Annotated in this window: 17 protein-coding genes; 7 read left to right on the top strand and 10 right to left on the bottom strand. The window is 73.0% G+C overall.

What is annotated here, in order from left to right:
• Positions 1 to 24 precede the first annotated feature (24 nt).
• On the top strand, positions 25 to 924 hold the full coding sequence (locus tag V3T34_RS12240; RefSeq protein ID WP_060845324.1) for a ParB/RepB/Spo0J family partition protein: 900 nt from the start codon (positions 25 to 27) through the stop codon (positions 922 to 924).
• 146 nt (positions 925 to 1,070) lie between these two features.
• Here the strand turns inward: V3T34_RS12240 and holA are convergent, their stop codons facing one another.
• The 3 genes from holA to leuS form a co-directional block, all read right to left on the bottom strand.
• On the bottom strand, positions 1,071 to 2,099 hold the full coding sequence (gene holA, locus V3T34_RS12245; RefSeq protein ID WP_305076514.1) for a DNA polymerase III subunit delta: 1,029 nt from the start codon (positions 2,097 to 2,099) through the stop codon (positions 1,071 to 1,073).
• Between the two features lie 7 nt (positions 2,100 to 2,106).
• Positions 2,107 to 2,643, bottom strand: a complete 537-nt coding sequence (gene lptE / locus V3T34_RS12250; RefSeq protein WP_060849138.1) for an LPS assembly lipoprotein LptE — start codon at positions 2,641 to 2,643, stop codon at positions 2,107 to 2,109.
• 271 nt (positions 2,644 to 2,914) lie between these two features.
• Positions 2,915 to 5,506, bottom strand: a complete 2,592-nt coding sequence (leuS, locus tag V3T34_RS12255; RefSeq protein ID WP_305076513.1) for a leucine--tRNA ligase — start codon at positions 5,504 to 5,506, stop codon at positions 2,915 to 2,917.
• Between the two features lie 161 nt (positions 5,507 to 5,667).
• Here leuS and V3T34_RS12260 point away from each other — a divergent pair, with 161 nt between their 5' ends.
• On the top strand, positions 5,668 to 6,387 hold the full coding sequence (locus V3T34_RS12260) for a YggS family pyridoxal phosphate-dependent enzyme (protein WP_305076512.1): 720 nt from the start codon (positions 5,668 to 5,670) through the stop codon (positions 6,385 to 6,387).
• A 10-nt stretch (positions 6,388 to 6,397) separates the two neighbouring features.
• Here V3T34_RS12260 and V3T34_RS12265 read toward each other — a convergent pair whose 3' ends face one another.
• Together V3T34_RS12265 and V3T34_RS12270 are read right to left on the bottom strand one after the other, a co-directional pair.
• On the bottom strand, positions 6,398 to 6,598 hold the full coding sequence (locus V3T34_RS12265; RefSeq protein WP_048427522.1) for a hypothetical protein: 201 nt from the start codon (positions 6,596 to 6,598) through the stop codon (positions 6,398 to 6,400).
• A 175-nt stretch (positions 6,599 to 6,773) separates the two neighbouring features.
• Positions 6,774 to 7,307, bottom strand: coding sequence for a L,D-transpeptidase family protein (locus tag V3T34_RS12270; RefSeq protein ID WP_305076511.1), 534 nt, complete (start codon positions 7,305 to 7,307; stop codon positions 6,774 to 6,776).
• Positions 7,308 to 7,418: 111 nt separating this feature from the next.
• Here V3T34_RS12270 and V3T34_RS12275 point away from each other — a divergent pair, with 111 nt between their 5' ends.
• Entirely contained in the window at positions 7,419 to 8,075 is a 657-nt protein-coding gene (locus tag V3T34_RS12275; RefSeq protein WP_091882955.1) for a 3'-5' exonuclease, read from the top strand.
• A gap of 169 nt (positions 8,076 to 8,244) precedes the next feature.
• Entirely contained in the window at positions 8,245 to 8,931 is a 687-nt protein-coding gene (locus V3T34_RS12280; protein WP_060845330.1) for a response regulator transcription factor, read from the top strand.
• 33 nt (positions 8,932 to 8,964) lie between these two features.
• Here the strand turns inward: V3T34_RS12280 and V3T34_RS12285 are convergent, their stop codons facing one another.
• A complete protein-coding gene (locus V3T34_RS12285) occupies positions 8,965 to 10,056 on the bottom strand; it encodes an alanine racemase (RefSeq protein ID WP_407942702.1) in 1,092 nt (363 codons plus the stop codon).
• Between the two features lie 268 nt (positions 10,057 to 10,324).
• On the opposite strand from V3T34_RS12285, the gene V3T34_RS12290 reads away from it, so the two are divergent.
• From V3T34_RS12290 to dapD, 3 genes are all read left to right on the top strand, one after another.
• Positions 10,325 to 11,824: a sensor domain-containing diguanylate cyclase gene (locus V3T34_RS12290; RefSeq protein WP_060845331.1), complete on the top strand. Its 1,500-nt coding sequence runs from the start codon at positions 10,325 to 10,327 to the stop codon at positions 11,822 to 11,824.
• 167 nt (positions 11,825 to 11,991) lie between these two features.
• On the top strand, positions 11,992 to 12,444 hold the full coding sequence (locus V3T34_RS12295) for a Crp/Fnr family transcriptional regulator (RefSeq protein WP_060845332.1): 453 nt from the start codon (positions 11,992 to 11,994) through the stop codon (positions 12,442 to 12,444).
• Between the two features lie 66 nt (positions 12,445 to 12,510).
• The gene (gene dapD, locus V3T34_RS12300; protein WP_060845333.1) at positions 12,511 to 13,356 is read left to right on the top strand and encodes a 2,3,4,5-tetrahydropyridine-2,6-dicarboxylate N-succinyltransferase; all 846 of its coding nucleotides are present in this window, start codon (positions 12,511 to 12,513) and stop codon (positions 13,354 to 13,356) included.
• Between the two features lie 60 nt (positions 13,357 to 13,416).
• On the opposite strand, the gene panC is transcribed toward dapD, so the two are convergent.
• The 4 genes from panC to bla form a co-directional block, all read right to left on the bottom strand.
• The gene (gene panC / locus V3T34_RS12305) at positions 13,417 to 14,280 is read right to left on the bottom strand and encodes a pantoate--beta-alanine ligase (protein ID WP_305076507.1); all 864 of its coding nucleotides are present in this window, start codon (positions 14,278 to 14,280) and stop codon (positions 13,417 to 13,419) included.
• 300 nt (positions 14,281 to 14,580) lie between these two features.
• Positions 14,581 to 14,907, bottom strand: coding sequence for a hypothetical protein (locus V3T34_RS12310; RefSeq protein WP_305076506.1), 327 nt, complete (start codon positions 14,905 to 14,907; stop codon positions 14,581 to 14,583).
• A 75-nt stretch (positions 14,908 to 14,982) separates the two neighbouring features.
• On the bottom strand, positions 14,983 to 15,453 hold the full coding sequence (gene ybaK, locus V3T34_RS12315; protein ID WP_305076505.1) for a Cys-tRNA(Pro) deacylase: 471 nt from the start codon (positions 15,451 to 15,453) through the stop codon (positions 14,983 to 14,985).
• A 40-nt stretch (positions 15,454 to 15,493) separates the two neighbouring features.
• Positions 15,494 to 16,393: a class A beta-lactamase gene (bla, locus tag V3T34_RS12320; protein WP_305076504.1), complete on the bottom strand. Its 900-nt coding sequence runs from the start codon at positions 16,391 to 16,393 to the stop codon at positions 15,494 to 15,496.
• Positions 16,394 to 16,469 lie beyond the last annotated feature (76 nt).

The raw sequence follows: 16,469 nt of genomic DNA on the forward strand, positions 1-16,469 counted from the left end.
GGAGTTGTTGAGAGGATGAAGGGCATGGCGGAGGAGGGAGCGCGACCGCGCCTCGGGCGGGGTCTCGCGGCGCTGATCGGCGATTTCGGCGAGGACATCCCGGCCGCCACGGAGAAGCCGAAGGCCGGGCAGCGGCGGGTTCCGATCGAGTTCCTGCGGCCGAACCCGCGTAACCCCCGCCGCCACTTCGCCGAGACCGAGCTCGAGGAGCTGTCGGCCTCGATCCGCACCCGCGGGGTGATCCAGCCGATCGTCGTGCGGGCGCTGGCCAACCTGCCGGACGCGTTCGAGATCGTCGCCGGCGAGCGGCGCTGGCGGGCGGCGCAGCGCGCCGGCCTGCACGAGGTGCCGGTGGTCACGGTCGAGATCGACGACCGCACCTCGCTCGAATTCGCTATCCTGGAGAACGTCCAGCGCGCCGACCTGAACGCCATCGAGGAGGCGGCGGGCTACGAGCGGCTGATGAGCGAGTTCCGCTACACCCAGACCGAGCTCGCCGAGATCATCGGCAAGAGCCGCAGCCATCTCGCCAACACGCTCCGCCTCCTGCAGCTGCCGCCCTCGGTCCAGGAGCACGTCGTCGCCGGCAGCCTGACCGCGGGCCATGCCCGCGCGCTCCTGTCGGTCAAGGACCCGGAAGGCATCGCCCGCCGGGTGATCGAGGACGGGATGACGGTGCGCGAGGTCGAGGCGCTCGCCGCCGGCGAGCAGGCCGGCACTGGGCCGCGCCCCGGCCGGCCGCGCAAGGCCGCGGTCGAGAAGGACGCCGATACTCGCGCCCTGGAGCGCCGCCTCGAGGACGCCCTCGGCGTCGTGGTGTCGATCGATGCCAAGGGCGGCGGCGGCGAGGTGCGGCTGCGCTACGCCAGCCTCGACCAGCTCGACGGACTCTGCCGGCGGCTGGAAATGCAGATCGGCGAATGAGGCGAGGGCCGGACCGGAACGGTCCGGCCTTTTTCGCGAGAGGCCGTCGCCTCATCCACGGGCCGAGGATCTCGTTTCGGCGGGCGGATCAGGGGCCCGCCGTTGCGGGGCCGAACCGGCCGCCGCGACGAGGGGGGAGGGGGCCTTCACCCCCGCCGCGCCGCCTCGCTGGCGAGGCGCAGGAAGAGGTCGGCCGCGATGGCGTGCGAGAAGTCGCCGCCGGCTCGGCGGGCGCCCAGCACCGCGTCCTGCAGCAGCGTCACCGCCCTGCGCAAGGAGGCCGGGCTCCAGCGGGCGAGCTGCGTCTCGACGATGCGTTGGCGGCGGAAATGCAGGCCGCGCCAGCCCGCCACCATCGCGCCCGGGCTCTTGCCCTCGCCGTCGAGACGGGTGGCGAGCAGCGTCAGCGCGTGGCGGAGCGCGGCGCCGAGCATCACCGAGGCATCCATGCCCTCGATCTGGAAGCGGCGATAGCTGCGCTCGGTCTCGGCGATCCGCCCGGCGAAGGCGGCGTCGACCAGGGTGTTGAGCATCGAGCCCGAGACATCGCTGCCGATCGCCTCGACATCCTCGATCCCGATCTCGCCCTGACCGCGAGCGTAGAGCGCCAGTTTCTCGATCTCGCCGAGGCTCGCCCGCCGGTCGCCGCCGAGGCCGGCGGCGAGGAGGTCGCGGGCATCGCGGGTGATGCGCAGGTTGTCGGTCCGGAGCGTCCGGTCGATCAGGTCGGCGAGCGTGCCGGCATCGTCGGCGTAGCAGGGGATGGCGAGTGCCCGGGGCGAGCGCTCGCAGACCACCCGCAGGGGCGCCGACTTGGCGAGGTCGCCGGCCTCCACCACGATCCGGGTGTCGGCACCCTCCTGCTTGAGCGCGGCCTCGACCGCCGGGGCGTAGTTGCGGCTGCCGGGGCGCACCCAGACCGCCCGCTTGCCGCCGAACAGCCCGACCGTGGCGGCCTCGTCGACGAGGCGGCCGGGATCGCTCGCCAGCACGTCGCCGTCGAGCTTGACCAGGGCGAAGGGATCGGCGGGATCGTCTACCGCCTTCTCGGCGAGCAGGCGGGCGCGCTCGGCGACGAGGCCGGTATCCGGGCCATAGACAAGGATCACGGCGATGCGCGGGTCGGGGCCGCGGCGCAGCAGCCCCTCGACCTCGCCGGCCTTGACGGCGGTCACGACGCGCTCAGGGCTGGGTCGCCAGGATCGCGGCGACGCGCGTCTTGATCTGCTCGGAGAGGAGCTTGGCGAGCCGGATCTCGGCGTCGCGGGCGGCGCGCAGGCTGGCGAAGCGCTGGGACGAGCGGTCGTAGGTGGCGGTGCCCTGGGCCACGCCCTCGGTGAGGGTGCGGTCGCCCGACAGCGTCTGGACCTTGTAGGCGGCGGTACCGAGCAGGGTGGCCGATTCCGCCCGCCCGGTGATCGAGCTGACGATCGGGGTCTGCACCGTCTCGCTGGCGGTGAGCGTCAGGCGGTACTTCTTGTCCGAGGGCTGGCCCGAGCCGTCGAGGTCGAACACCAGCTCGCTGCGCAGGTAGTGGCCGAGGCGTTCCTGGCCCTGGGCGGTCTTGGCCGGGTCGACCTGGATCGAGGCCAGCACGGCGCTCAAGGGGGCGCCGGACGCGGTCGGCCCGTAGAGCGGGCGGAAGCAGGCCGAGAGGCCGAGCGCCAGGGTGGCGACGAGAGTGAGGTTCCGCGCCGTCTTCACCGTGCTGCCTGCCATGAAGCCTGTCATGAAGGTCCGTCCTGCCGCCACACGTCCCGTTACCGCCCCGCCGGAGCTCTGCCAAGTGGCCGAGCGCTCCCGGGGAGCACCCCGACGAATCCCGGCCTCGCGGGCCGTCAGGGTAGGGGCGGAGCCTAAAGAATTTCTGCGGCGACAGCAGGGCCGTACGCCCCGACGGGAAAGAATAGCGGGGACGGCGCCGACGTACGAAGGGCCCGGCGATCGTCGGATCGCCGGGCCCTTCGGGAGGCTCGGAGCGTCGCCGCGGTCAGACGACGATGTTGACGATGCGCAGCGGCACAACGATCACCTTGCGGGGCGGCTTGCCCTCGAGCGCGCGCTGCACCGGCTCGAGCGCCAGCACGGCGGCCTGCACCGCGGCCTGGTCGGCGTCCCGCGGCACCGTCACGTCGGCGCGCTTGCGGCCGTTGATCTGGACCGGCAGCGTCACGCTGTCCTCGACCAGGAGGTCGCCGCGGACCTCCGGCCAGCCCGCCTCGGCCACCAAGCCGTCCTGCCCGAGCGCCGTCCAGCAGGCCTCGGCCAGGTGCGGCATCATCGGGGCGATGAGCTGCACCAAGATCAGGGTCGCCTCGCGCAGGGCGGGGGAGGGGGCGTGGCCGCGCTCGGCCGCGACCGCCTCCTGCAGGCTGTTCGCCAGTTCGTAGACATGGGCGACGCAGCGGTTGAAGCGCAGGCGCTCGATGTCCTCGCCGACGGCGGCCAGCGCCTTGTGCGCGGCCTTCAGCACCGCGTCGTTGCCCGTGCCGGCCGGCTCGGCCCCACCCTCGGCGACCTCGCCCACCATGCGCCAGACGCGCTGGACGAAGCGCGAGGCTCCCTGGACACCATCCTCGGTCCAGATCACGTCGCGCTCCGGCGGCGAGTCCGAGAGCATGAACCAGCGGGCGGTGTCGGCGCCGTACGAAGCGATGATGTCGTCGGGGTCAACGACGTTCTTCTTCGACTTCGACATCTTCTCGATCGCGCCGATCGTGACCGGCGCCTCGGTTTTCACGTGAAACGCCTTGCGGGCGCCGTCCTCGCTGACGATCCGGACATCGACCGGCTGCACCCAGGCGCCGGCCTCGTCGCGGTAGGTTTCGTGGACGACCATGCCTTGCGTGAACAGGCCCGCGAAGGGCTCGTCGACACCGGCCCAGCCGGTCTGGCGCATCGCCCGCATGAAGAAGCGGGAATAGAGCAGGTGCAGGATCGCGTGCTCGATGCCGCCGATATACTGGTCGACCGGCAGCCAGTGATCGGCCACCGCCTTGTCGGTCGGCGCATCCTCCAGCCACGGCGCGGTGAAGCGGGCGAAGTACCAGGACGAGTCGACGAAGGTGTCCATCGTGTCGGTCTCGCGCCGTGCCGGCTTGCCGCAGGACGGGCACGGCACGTTGCGCCACGCGGCATCGCGCTCGAGCGGGTTGCCCGGCACGTCGAACGAGACCTCCTCGGGCAGCCGCACCGGCAGGTCGGCGACCGGCACCGGCACCGCACCGCAGGCATCGCAGTGGATCACCGGGATCGGGCAGCCCCAGTAGCGCTGGCGCGACACGCCCCAGTCGCGCAGGCGGAACTGCACCCGGCGCTTGCCGACGGAGGCGCCGTCGAGGGTCTCGGCCTCCAGGCGGTCGGCGACGGTCTTGAACGCCGTGTCGGTGTCCATCCCGTCGAGGAAGCGCGAGTTGATCATCCGGCCGTCACCGTCATAGGCGGTGTCGGTGATCGTGAAACCGGCGGGGTCCTGGTCCGGCGGGCACACGACCGGGGTGTTGCCCAGGCCGTACTTGTTGGCGAAGTCGAGGTCGCGCTGGTCGTGCGCCGGACAGCCGAACACCGCGCCGGTGCCGTACTCCATCAGCACGAAATTCGCGACGTAGACCGGCAGGGTCCAGGACGGGTCGAGCGGATGGCGGACCTTCAGGCCGGTGTCGAAGCCGAGCTTCTCCGCCGTGTCGATCGCCGCCTGCGCCGTACCCATGCGCCGGCACTCGGCGATGAAGTCCTGCAGCGCCGGATTGTCCCTCGCCACCGCGGCGGCGAGCGGATGGTCGGCGGCGACCGCCAGGAACTTCGCGCCGAACAGCGTGTCGGGGCGGGTGGTGTAGACCGTCACCTCGGAGGCCGCGCCCTCGGGCGCCGTCTCGAGGGCGAAGCGCAGCTCCAGCCCCTCCGAGCGGCCGATCCAGTTGCGCTGCATCAGCCGGACCTTCTCCGGCCAGCGCTCCAGCGTGTCGAGCCGGTCGTCCAAGTCCTGGGCGAAATCGGTGATCTTGAAGAACCACTGGGTCAGCTCGCGCTGCTCGACCAGCGCGCCGGAGCGCCAGCCGCGCCCGTCGATCACCTGCTCGTTGGCCAGCACGGTGTGGTCGACCGGGTCCCAGTTCACCTTGGCGGTGCGGCGCGAGACCAGCCCGGCCTTCAGGAAATCCAGGAACATCCGCTGCTGGTGCTTGTAGTATTCGGGATCGCAGGTCGCGATCTCGCGGCTCCAGTCCAGCGACAGGCCCATCGACTGGAGCTGCGTCCGCATCGTGGCGATGTTGGCGTAGGTCCAGTCCCGCGGGTTGACCTTGTTCTGCATCGCGGCGTTCTCGGCCGGCAGGCCGAAGGCGTCCCAGCCCATCGGGTGCAGGACGTTGAAGCCCTTGGCGCGCTTGTAGCGCGCGACCACGTCGCCCATGGCGTAGTTGCGGACGTGGCCCATGTGGATGCGCCCCGACGGATACGGGAACATCTCGAGGACGTAGTATTTCGGACGAGGATCGTCGTTGCGGGTGCGGAAGATCTCGCGCTCGGCCCACACCTGCTGCCAGTGGGGCTCGGAATCCTTCGCGTTGTAACGTTCGGCCATGGGCGGCGTCTTTGCGACCGGTCGGCGCCGGCGCCGTGAGCACCGGCGGCAGGGATGAAGGGAAAACGTCACGGCCGCAAACGGTTGAGCTTGCTCGGCGCGGCGCCGGCGGACTAGGACACGGTTTGGTCCCGAGGGTCAACAATGGAGAGGCGCCGGTCATGATCGACCCGCAGACCGTCACGTCGAACCTGGCCGAGGTGCGCTCGGCGATCGCCCGGGCGGCCGAGGACAGCGAGCGCGATCCCGCCGGTGTCGCCCTGATCGCGGTGTCGAAGACGGTTCCCCCGGAGGGGATCCGGCCGGCGCTGGAATCCGGGCAGCGTTGCTTCGGCGAGAACTACGTCCAGGAGGCGAAGGCCAAGTGGCCGGCCCTGCGCGAGTCCTGTCCCGACGTCGAGCTGCACCTGATCGGCCCGCTGCAATCGAACAAGGCCCGCGAGGCGGTCGAGCTGTTCGACGTGATCCATACCCTGGACCGGACCTCGCTCGCCGCGGCTCTGGGCAAGGAGATCCGGCGCAGCGGCCGGCATCCGCGCCTGCTGGTGCAGGTCAATACCGGCGAGGAGCCGCAGAAGGGCGGCGTGGCGCCCGGCGCGGTCGAGGCCTTCCTGGCCGAGTGCCGGGACGTGCACGGCCTCACGGTGTCGGGCCTGATGTGCATTCCCCCGGCGGAGGATCCGCCCTCGGCGCATTTCGGCCTGCTGGCGGCGATCGCCCGCCGCCACGCCCTGCCGCTCCTGTCGATGGGGATGAGCGCCGACTATCCGGCGGCGATCCAGATGGGGGCGACCCACGTGCGGGTCGGCAGCGCGATCTTCGGAGCGCGTCAGCCCAAGGACGCCGCTGAGGACGCCGCCGAGGACGAAACGAAGGGCTGACGCACCGTCGTCAATTGGCGTGCAGGCAGCGGATCTCTTCCCGCGCCTGCTCCAGGAAACGGACGCGGTCCTCGTCCGTCAGCAGCACGGGGGAGTTCGGCAGCCCGTCGCGGTAGCGGGCGGAGCCGTTCCAGAGGGTGCCGCGCGGCCCCTCGACGGCATGGATCTGGCGGGCCCGAACGATCTCGGTCGCGGTGTAGGCGTCGAGCATGCGTCTCTCCCTGCGTCCCGTGCGGTTTTTGTGTGGCAGCCGAACCCTAGCGCATGTCCTCGCGGTGCGCGAGTGTGGCAGCGTTACCAAATTTAAAGATTTCGTTGTGCCTTGCAGCATGGTTCGACGGGGAGGAACCCCGTCCAATGCAGCGCAGGATTGGAGAAGATCTTTCTCAGATCGTCAGGCGTGTGCCGGGGCCGAGGCGGCGCAGGAGCCGCACCAGGTCGGGGCGGCGCAGCGCGACGCAGCCCTCGGTCGGCCGGAAGCCCGGCCGGGCGACGTGCAGGAAGATGGCGCTGCCATGCCCGGGGCGGATCGGGCCGCGGTTGTAATCGAGGTCGATCACGAGGTCGTAGAGCCCGTCGTCGCGCCACATCGCCTCGGCGCTGATGCCCGGGGCTGGCAGGGCGAGCGGCCGGTTGTAGCGCCGGTCGCGCGGGTCGTCGCACCAGCCGTCGCTGGGGCGGATCGCCCGCAAGGGGAGGGCGGTCGGCGGCCGGGTCCCGAGCCGGTCGGGCCGGTAGAAGCCGCCGCGCAGCCGGAACGTGCCGCGCGGCGAGGCGCCGTCGCCCTCGCGCTTCACCTGCCGCTGGCCGCCCTTGCCCAGCGCGCAGGGGATCAGCACCGGGCCGGCGATCAGGGTGCCGCGGCGGCGGTCGAGGGGGTTCGGGCGGACCCGCAGGTGCGAAAGGGTGGTGCGCTTCATCGTCCTCCTCTTTAAGGCTCCGTCCGCGCCGGCTCCAGCGCCGCGACGGAGCGCCCGGCGCCGGCCGCGCGCGGGGCCGATCCACGATCACCGGGTGAACTCCTCGACGCGATGCCGGAGCCGACCCCATCCCCCGTCCCGGACTGGCTCGGCTGGCTGCCGCCGCGCCTCGTCGCCCTCGACGTCGAGGCCACCGGCCTCTCGGCGGGCGACCGGATGGTGAGCGTCGGCGCCGTCGCGCTCGCCACCGCCTCCCTCGCCGCCGGCCGGCCCGAGATCGTCTGCCATCACCTGGTCGTCGATCCGGGGCGGCCGAGCCATCCGGCGGCGCTGGCGGTGCACGGCTACGACGACTGGCTGCTGCGCCATCAGGATCCGGCGGCGCTGCATCTCCCGGCCCTGGCGCAGGTCCTGGCGGGGGCAGACCTCGTCGTCGCACACAATGCCGCCTTCGACCTCGGCCTCCTCAACCGCGAGATGGCGCTGGCCGGGCTGCCGCCGGTCGCGCCCAGGGTCTACTGCACCATGGAGGCCTATCGCCGCCGGGGCGAGAAGGGCCGGGCCGCCCTCGACGCGGTGTGCCGCCGCATCGGGCTCGCCCGGTCCGGCGCCCGGCACGGCGCGCTGGAGGATGCCTGGCTGGCGCTGCGGGCCTATCTCTGGCTCCAGGCCTGCCCGGTGGCGGTCGCGCGCCCGGAGCTTGCCGCGCCGAGCAACCTGCGCCCAGTCCCGCCCCGTCCCGAGGGCCCGTTGCCGCCGCGGGGCTGAGCACCGGGGCCGTGGACAGGCGGGACCCCGGCCCTTGCCGCGGCTTGCCGCTCCGCTACTCTGCCCCGCACGCTGCCAGGCTGCGCTCCGTTCGGGACCGCAGCCCCCGGCCGGCGGCAGGGCCGGGCCCGGCCGGCGGCCGTCCGTCCTGTTCGAGAGTGCCGGTTCGATGTCGAACGCCCACCGCCTGCTCGTCGTCGACGACGATCCGACCCTGCGCGACACCCTGACCGAGCAGCTCGCCCTCTCGGACGCCTTCGACGTGGTGACCGCCGAGACCGCGCAGGGCGCGATGGAGCGGGTCGCCGCCGAGCGGATCGACCTCGTGGTGATGGATGTCGGCCTGCCCGACCTCGACGGGCGCGAGGCGGTGCGGCAGATGCGCCATGGCGGCTTTCGCGGCCCGGTGATCATGCTGACCGGCCAGGCCTCGGATGCCGACACCGTGCAGGGGCTGGATGCCGGCGCCAACGACTACGTGACGAAGCCGTTCAAGCTCGCGGTGCTGCTCGCCCGCATCCGGGCCCAGCTGCGCCAGTACGAGGCGAGCGAGGACGCGGTGTTCCAGATCGGCCCCTACACCTTCCGGCCGGGTGCCAAGCTGCTGGTCGGCGAGCGCGGCTCGAAGCTGAAGCTCACCGAGAAGGAGACCGCGATCCTGCGCTTCCTCTACCGCGCCGGCCGGCAGGTGGTGGGGCGCGACACGCTGCTGGCCGAGGTGTGGGGCTACAACGCCCAGGTCACCACCCACACCCTCGAGACCCACATCTACCGCCTGCGCCAGAAGATCGAGCCGAACCCGGCGACCGCCTCGATCCTGGTGACGGAGGGCGGCGGCTACAAGCTGCTGCCGTAGGCCGCCGCCCCGGCGGCCGCCGTCGGCGGGCGCTCAGGACGCGATGAGCCCCCGCGCCGCCACCGGCAGCGTCCCGACGATCGCGCCGCCGCGCACCGTCACCAGCGTGTCGACCATGTTGACGACGACGCAGACGTGGTTGGGCACCACCTCGACGAGCGTCCCGACCGGCGGGCGGTCCGTGCAGGCCGAGAGGTCGAGGAAGCCGTGCTCCTCGGCAAAGGCGTGGATGCGGGCGCCCGGATGGTCGGGCAAGAGCCCGAACCCGTCGAGCCCGCCGCCGGTGTCGCTGGTGAGCGTCTTCGAGCCGGCATCCAGGATGCCGCGCTCGGGGCCGGCCCGGCTCACCACCCGGGCGAGCACGGCGAGCGCGCACTCCTCCAGGCCGGCGACGCCCGCTTCCATCATCATCCGGTCGTTGAAGATCACGGTGCCGGCCCGGTGCTCGGTGGCGCCGCGGATCTCGCCCAGTTCCGGCAGGTTCGGCGTGCCGCCGGTCGAGACGATGCGGGCTTCGAGCCCGTGGGCGGCGAGGCCCGCCTTCGCCTCGTCGAGGAAGGCCTGGGCCCCGGCGGCGGCGCCGGCCGGGGGATAGAGCAGCAGGCCCGCGAAGGCGAGGCCGGGCCGGGCGGCGATGTCGCGGGCGAGCGCCACGGCCTCGCCCGGGGTCTCGACGCCGGCGCGCTTGCGGCCGGTGTCGCACTCCACCACCACGTCGAGGGTGCGGCCGCCGGCACGCGCCGCCTCCTCCAGCCCCGCCACGGTCACCGGGTTGTCGGCCGCGACCGTGAGCCGGACCGGGCTCTCGCGCAGGAGGCGTCCGAGGCGCCCGACCGCGTGCGGGCCGACGAGGTTGTAGCTCACCAGGATGTCGTCGATGCCGGCCGCCGCCATCACCTCGGCCTCGCCGAGCTTCTGGCAGGTGATGCCGCGCGCGCCGGCGGCGATCTGCATCCGGGCGAGGACCGGGCTCTTGTGGGTCTTGATGTGCGGGCGGTTGGCGAGGCCGGCCGCGTCGCAGGCGGCCTGGAGCCGGGCGATGTTGCGCTCGACCCGGTCGAGGTCGACGACGACCGCCGGCGTGCCGTAGCGGCGGGCGATCTCCTCCCGCAGGGAGAGGGGGATCATCGCGCGGTCCCCGCTGCGCGCCCCGCCCGCCTCGTCCGTTTCCGGCCTTGCCTCGCCGCCCATGATCGTTCCTTCCCTGCGGATCCCGCGCCCGATCGTAGCCGTAAACCGGGCCTGCCGGCCACCGCCCGAAACGGCGGCCGGGCAAGGCTCGGGCGCAACCCAATCTTAGACTTCGGGTCATACACCGGTCGTATCGCAGGCACTGCGCAACGGAGCGCCGATGCACCCTCGAGCCCGTCGGCGGGGTCCCGCCGCGTCCCGCATGCTGGCCGGGTCGATCGTCGCCGTCACCCTGGTGATCGGGGCCGCCTCCGGCCTGACGGTCATGCAGATGCGTCGCAGCGCCTGGGAGCAGGTCGGCCGGGTGTCGCAGAACCTGCTCGAGGCGGTCGAGCACATGGTCGACCGCAACATCGAGTTCTACGACCTGTCGATCCGGGCGGTGGTCGACGGCCTGCAGAACCCGGCGATCGACGAGAGTCCGCCGGAGCTGCGCCAGCTCGCGCTGTTCGACCGGGCCGCCACGGCCAACGGCCTGGGCGCGATCCTGGCGCTGGATCCGCAGGGGCAGGCCTTCGCCGATTCCGCGAGCGCCGTGCCGCGGGCGCAGGCCTACCCCTCGGCGGATTTCTTCCTGGTCCACAAGCAGCGGGAGGATGTCGGGCTCTACATCGGCAAGCCGTTCCGCATGGCGCCGGATGGCCGCTGGGTGATCCCGCTCAGCCGGCGCCTGGCCTATGCGGACGGGGCCTTCGCCGGCGTCGTGATGGGCACGATCGACATCGGCTACTTCAACGGCCTGTTCGCGCGCCTCAGCATCGGCGACCAGAGCCGCATCGCGTTCTTCCGCGAGAGCGGCGAGCTCCTGGTGCGCAGCCCGGTCGTCGAGAGCATGATCGGTCAGAACCTGTCGTTCCTCGCGCATTTCCGCCGCTTCTTCGAGGGCAATGCGGGCCAGTTCGTCGCGACCGGCCACCCGGACGGGGTCGAGGCCCTGTTCACCTATTGCCGGGTGGGCCACCATCCGCTGGTGGCCACGGCGGTGGTGCCGACCGAGGTGATCACGGCCCTGTGGCGGCCAAAGGCCGTCGCGATCGGCGTGCTGGTGGCGATCCTGTGCGGCGGCATGATCGCGCTGACCCTGCGGCTCCAGCGCGAGCTGGAACGGCGCAGCCGGGCCGAGACGCTCGCCCTCGACGCCAACCGCGATCTCGCCCGCCTCGCCCATACCGACGGGCTGACCGGCCTTCCGAACCGGCGCCACTTCGACGAGGCCTTCGCGCGGGCGCAGGAGCAGGACATGGGACGGGGGCAGGCGCCGCGCCGGGCGACGTTCAGCCTCGTCCTCCTCGATGCCGACCGGTTCAAGGTCTACAACGACACCTACGGCCATCTCGCCGGCGACGAGGTGCTGCGCACCGTCGCCAGGGTGCTGCAGCGCCAGATCCGCGGGCCGGCGGAGATCGCCTGCCGGATCGGCGGCGAGGAGTTCGCCGTGCTGCTGCCGGGCGTCTCGCGCGCCGAGGCGGTCGCTCGTGCCGAGCGCATCCGCCTGGCGGTGGCCCGGCTGCTGATCCCGCATGCCGGCAACGAGGGCGGCGGCGTCACGGTGAGCCTCGGCGTCGCCGAGGCCGGCCCGGGCGAGAGCGGCGGCCGGTGCTTCGCGGCCGCCGATGCGGCGCTCTACGAGGCCAAGCGCCGGGGCCGCAACCGCGTGATGGCGGCGCCCGCCGACGACGCGACGAGCGCGCAGGTCGCGTGACGCCCGCGTCGCGGGGAGGCCCGGCCGGGTTCGGCGCGAGCGGCCACACACCGTAAGAGGGATCCGCGCGCATGGTGCCGCGGCACCGGATCGGCTAGAGCTTGGCCGGATCGCCCGGGGGCGGGACGGTCGCGCCGGGGTTGCACGGCAGGGGGAGAGCGGAGCCGTTGGCGCTCGACGACGACATCGCGATTCTGGCCGCGGCGCCGCTGTTCGGATTGATGGACCGGGACGCCCTGCGGCTGATCTCGTTCGCGGCCGAGCGCCGCCGGCTGGCGCCCGGCGCCGTGCTGTTCTCCCGCGGCGCGCCGGCCGATGGCGGGTTCGTGGTGACGAGCGGCATCGTGGTGCTGGAGCCGCGCTCGCCCCACGGCGCGCCGGTCGAGGCCGGGCCGTCCGCGCTGATCGGGCAGACCGCCCTGTTCCTCCCCCTGGAGCGGCCGAGCACGGCCCGGGCCGGGGACGAGCCGGTCGAGGTGATGGTCGTCACCCAGGCGCTCATGCGCCGGGTGCTCGAGGTGTTTCCCGACGCGGCCGCGGTGATCCACGACGCGCTCGCCGACGAGCTCGCCGCGCTGACCCGTACCTTTGCCGGCAGCCGCGCCGCCGACCCGGCGTGACAGCGGGCCCGAGGCTTTGATAGAGGGGACGCCGACACGACTTCCCTCCCGCCCTGGACGCCTCCCATGTCGCACGCCGATCTCGCCCGGACCATCGAAGCCGCCTGGGAGGACCGCGCTGCTGTCGGCGCGGACACGCGCGGGCCGGTGCGCGAGGCGGTCGACGCCGCCCTGGCGCTGCTCGATTCCGGTCAGGCGCGGGTCGCCGAGAAGGCCGAGGGCGGCGACTGGCACGTTAACCAGTGGCTCAAGAAGGCGGTGCTGCTCTCCTTCCGCCTCAACGACATGGCGCTGATCGAGGGTGGCCCCGGCGGCGGCGGCTGGTGGGACAAGGTGCCGTCGAAGTTCGAGGGCTGGGACGCCGCGCGCTTCCGCGCCGCGGGCTTCCGGGCGGTGCCGGGCGCGGTGGTGCGCCGGGGCGCCCACATCGCCCCCGGCGTGGTGCTGATGCCGTCCTTCGTCAATCTCGGCGCCCATGTCGGCGAGGGCTCGATGATCGACACCTGGGCCACGGTCGGCTCCTGCGCCCAGATCGGCAAGCACTGCCACATCTCCGGCGGCGCCGGCATCGCCGGCGTGCTCGAGCCGCTCCAGGCCAACCCGGTCATCATCGAGGACAACTGCTTCATCGGCGCCCGCGCCGAGGTGGCCGAGGGCGTGATCGTCGGCGAGGGCAGCGTGCTGTCGATGGGCGTCTATATCGGCGCCTCGACCAAGATCATCGACCGGGCCACCGGCGAGGTGACCTACGGCCGGGTACCGCCCTACTCGGTGGTGGTGTCGGGCACCCAGCCCGGCAAGGCGCTGCCGGACGGCACCCCGGGCCCGTCGCTCTACTGCGCCGTCATCGTCAAGCGCGTCGATGCCGGCACCCGGGCGAAGACCGCGATCAACGACCTGCTGCGGGACTGACGTCCCGTGCGGGACTGACGTCCCGTGCGGGGCCGGACCCCGCCCGCCGTCGCGGTCGCGTCAGACCGCGACGTTGTCGATCAGGCGGGTGCGGCCGAGATAGGCCGCCACCAGCACCCGGGCCGGGCCCGCGACCCGCTCCAGCGGCGCCAGGCTCTCGGCGTCGTTCACCGACAGGTACTGCACGGGCCCGAAGCCCGCCGCCTCGAGCGCGGCCCGGCCCTCCGCCAGGGCGGGCGCCGTCGCCGCGCCGCCGCGCACCGCCGCGGCCACCCGCTGCAGCACCGCGTGGATCGTCGGCGCGGCCCGCCGCTCCTCGTCCGAGAGGTAGCGGTTGCGCGACGACAGGGCGAGGCCGTCGGCCTCCCGCACCGTCGGCACGCCCTCGATCGCCACCGGGACGTCGAGGTCGCGCGCCGCGCGCCGGATCACCTGGAGCTGCTGAAAGTCCTTCTCGCCGAACAGCGCGACGTCGGGCAGGGCCTGGAGCAGCAGCTTCGTCACCACGGTGGCGACGCCCGCGAAGTGCCCCGGCCGCACCGGGCCGCACAGGACGTCCGTCAGCCCTTCCACCGTCACGGTCGTGGCGAAGCCCGGCGGGTACATCGTCGCCACGTCGGGCAGGTAGGCGGCATCCGCCCCGGTCTCGGCGAGGAGCGCGATGTCGTCCTCCAGGACGCGGGGATAGCGCGAAAAGTCCTCGTTGGGGCCGAACTGCGTCGGGTTGACGAAGATGCTGACCACGACCCGCCGGCAGCGCGCCTGCGCCTGCCGCACCAGGGCGAGGTGCCCCTCGTGCAGGGCCCCCATGGTCGGCACCAGAGCCACGGTCTCCCCGGCCTCCCGCCAGGCCCGCACCTGCGCCCGCAGGGCGGCGACGTCGCCAAGGCGCAGGACGGCGGAAGGGGAGGGGGGTGGCGTCATCGCGCGGGGCTCCTGTCGGTCGGACCGGCGCGACGGTAATCGGCGCGACGAGCCCGCGCCAGGGGAGCCTTGGAGGAAGGCGATCGGCCGATCGCGGACTGCACGACGCCGAAAGAATGGGATAGGGCGATCCCGTGATCGGCGTGCACGCCGCCGCGCTGCGCGAGGAGACGCCCTCCCGTGACGCCGCGCGGCATCGACGGGGTCGTTCCGTTCAGGCCGGTCGCGATGTTCCACGTGCGCGGTCCCGGCGAGGTAGTCGGCGGCGACACTCCCGGCGCCGATCCCCGACCCGGCGACCTACCAGCAGCCCCGAGAGAGGCGCCGGCCGTACGGATCGTCGACGCCGCGCGGGGGCGGGAAGCCGTAGTAGCTCGGCTTGCCGATACCGAAGGGCGAGCCGACATAGGTGGGATCGCCTGGCGCGTTGGTGGGCACGAAGCCCTGGCAGCCGGGATCGCCCCGGGTGCCGAGCGAGGCGTCGCTATCGCCGCGGGGAAAGTAGCGCGGGGCCAGAACGGGGCCCGGCACGCGGCGGGGCTCCGGCCAGTAGCCCGGCTCGGGCATGTCGGCCGCCATCGCCGTCCCGGCGAGGCCGAGGACGATCGCGCCCGCCAGGAGCCTCACACTGTGACCCATCCCACGTCCCCGCCTGCGATCCGGGACCAGCCTTGGCGGATCGTGGTTAACGGGGCGTTTCTGTCAGGTCACGGCCTCGGTCCGCGCCTGCAGCACGCGCACGAGGTCGTCGGGCCTCACCCGCACCTGCAGCCCGCGCTGGCCACCATTGACGAAGATCTCGGGCAGCGTGAGGGCGGCGGCGTCGACCAGGGTCGGCACCGCCCGCTTCTGCCCGAGCGGACTGATGCCGCCGACATGGTAGCCGGTCAGCCGCTCGGCCTCGGGCGGGCGCATCATCGCGGCGGACTTGCCCGCGAAGGCCGCGGCGAGCTTCTTGAGCGAGACCTCCCGGTCGGAGGGCACCAGCACGCAGACCGGCTTGCCGTCGACGGCGGCCATCAGGGTCTTGAACACCTCGCCGGGCGACACGCCCATCGCCTCCGCGGCCTGGAGGCCGATGCGGGTCGCCTCCGGGTCGTAGTCGTAGGCGTGGACCGTGTGCGGGATGCCGGCGCGGGCGAGGACTTGCGTGGCGCGGGTGGTCTTCGACATCGGTGGCCGGGTCTTCGCAGGAGGCGTCTTCGCGGGCGGATCAGGCGCCCGGGAAGCTCCGGGCGATCAGCCGGCCGACCTCGGCGTGCAGGGTGTCGCGCGCGGCGGGCTCGGCGGGTGATCCGGTGAGATACACCGCCGCGAGGATCGGCGCACCGTCCGGGCGGTGGATCAGGGCCACCACGTTGGCGGTGCCGTTGTCGCCGGTACCGGTCTTGTCGGCCGTGCGCCACCCCTCCGGCAGACCGGCGCGGACGCGCTTGAGGCCGGTCGGGCTCTCGTGCATCCAGCCGACGAGCTTGCCGCGCGATTCCGCCGAGAGGGCCTGGCCGAGCAGGACGTTGTCGAGCAGCCCGACCATCGCCGCCGGGGTGGTGGTGTCGCGCGGGTCGCCGGTGATCGCGGTGTTGAGCGTCGGCTCGGTACGGTCGAGGCGGGTGACGCCGTCGCCGTGCGCCCGCGCGAAGGCGGTGATGCCGGCCGGACCGCCCATCGTGGCCAGCATCAGGTTGGCGGCGGTGTTGTCGCTCCAGACCACGGCGGCGGCGCAGAGCTCGGCCAGCGTCATGCCGGTCTCGACGTTCTTCGACGTCACCGGAGCATAGCTGAGGAGGTCGCCGCGGCCGTAGGAGATGCGCCGGTTCAGGTCGTCCTGGCCCTTGTCCGCCCGGGCCAGCACCGCGGCGGCGGCGATCGCCTTGAAGGTGCTGCACATCGGGAAGCGCTCGTCGGCCCGGTGTCCGAAGCGCCGGCCGGTGGCGGTGTCGCGGACCTCGACGCCGAGACGGCCGCCGTCGCGCCGCTCGAGCTGGGCGAGGCGGGCGGCGGCGTCCTCCATCGCGGCGGCGCCGCGCACCGCGCAGGTCGCGAGCGCCGCGCCGATCAGGGCGGCGCGACGGGTGAGGCCGGTGGCGGACCGGGAAAGGGCGAGATCGGACATCGTGGCGGCTCCCTGCTGCACGCGGTACGTCAGGGATGTCCGCGTGCCGCACGACCTGGGCGATATCGCGCTGAGG

The sequence above is a fragment of the Methylobacterium ajmalii genome (assembly GCF_036448855.1).
GTDB classification, from domain to species: Bacteria; Pseudomonadota; Alphaproteobacteria; order Rhizobiales; family Beijerinckiaceae; genus Methylobacterium; species Methylobacterium ajmalii.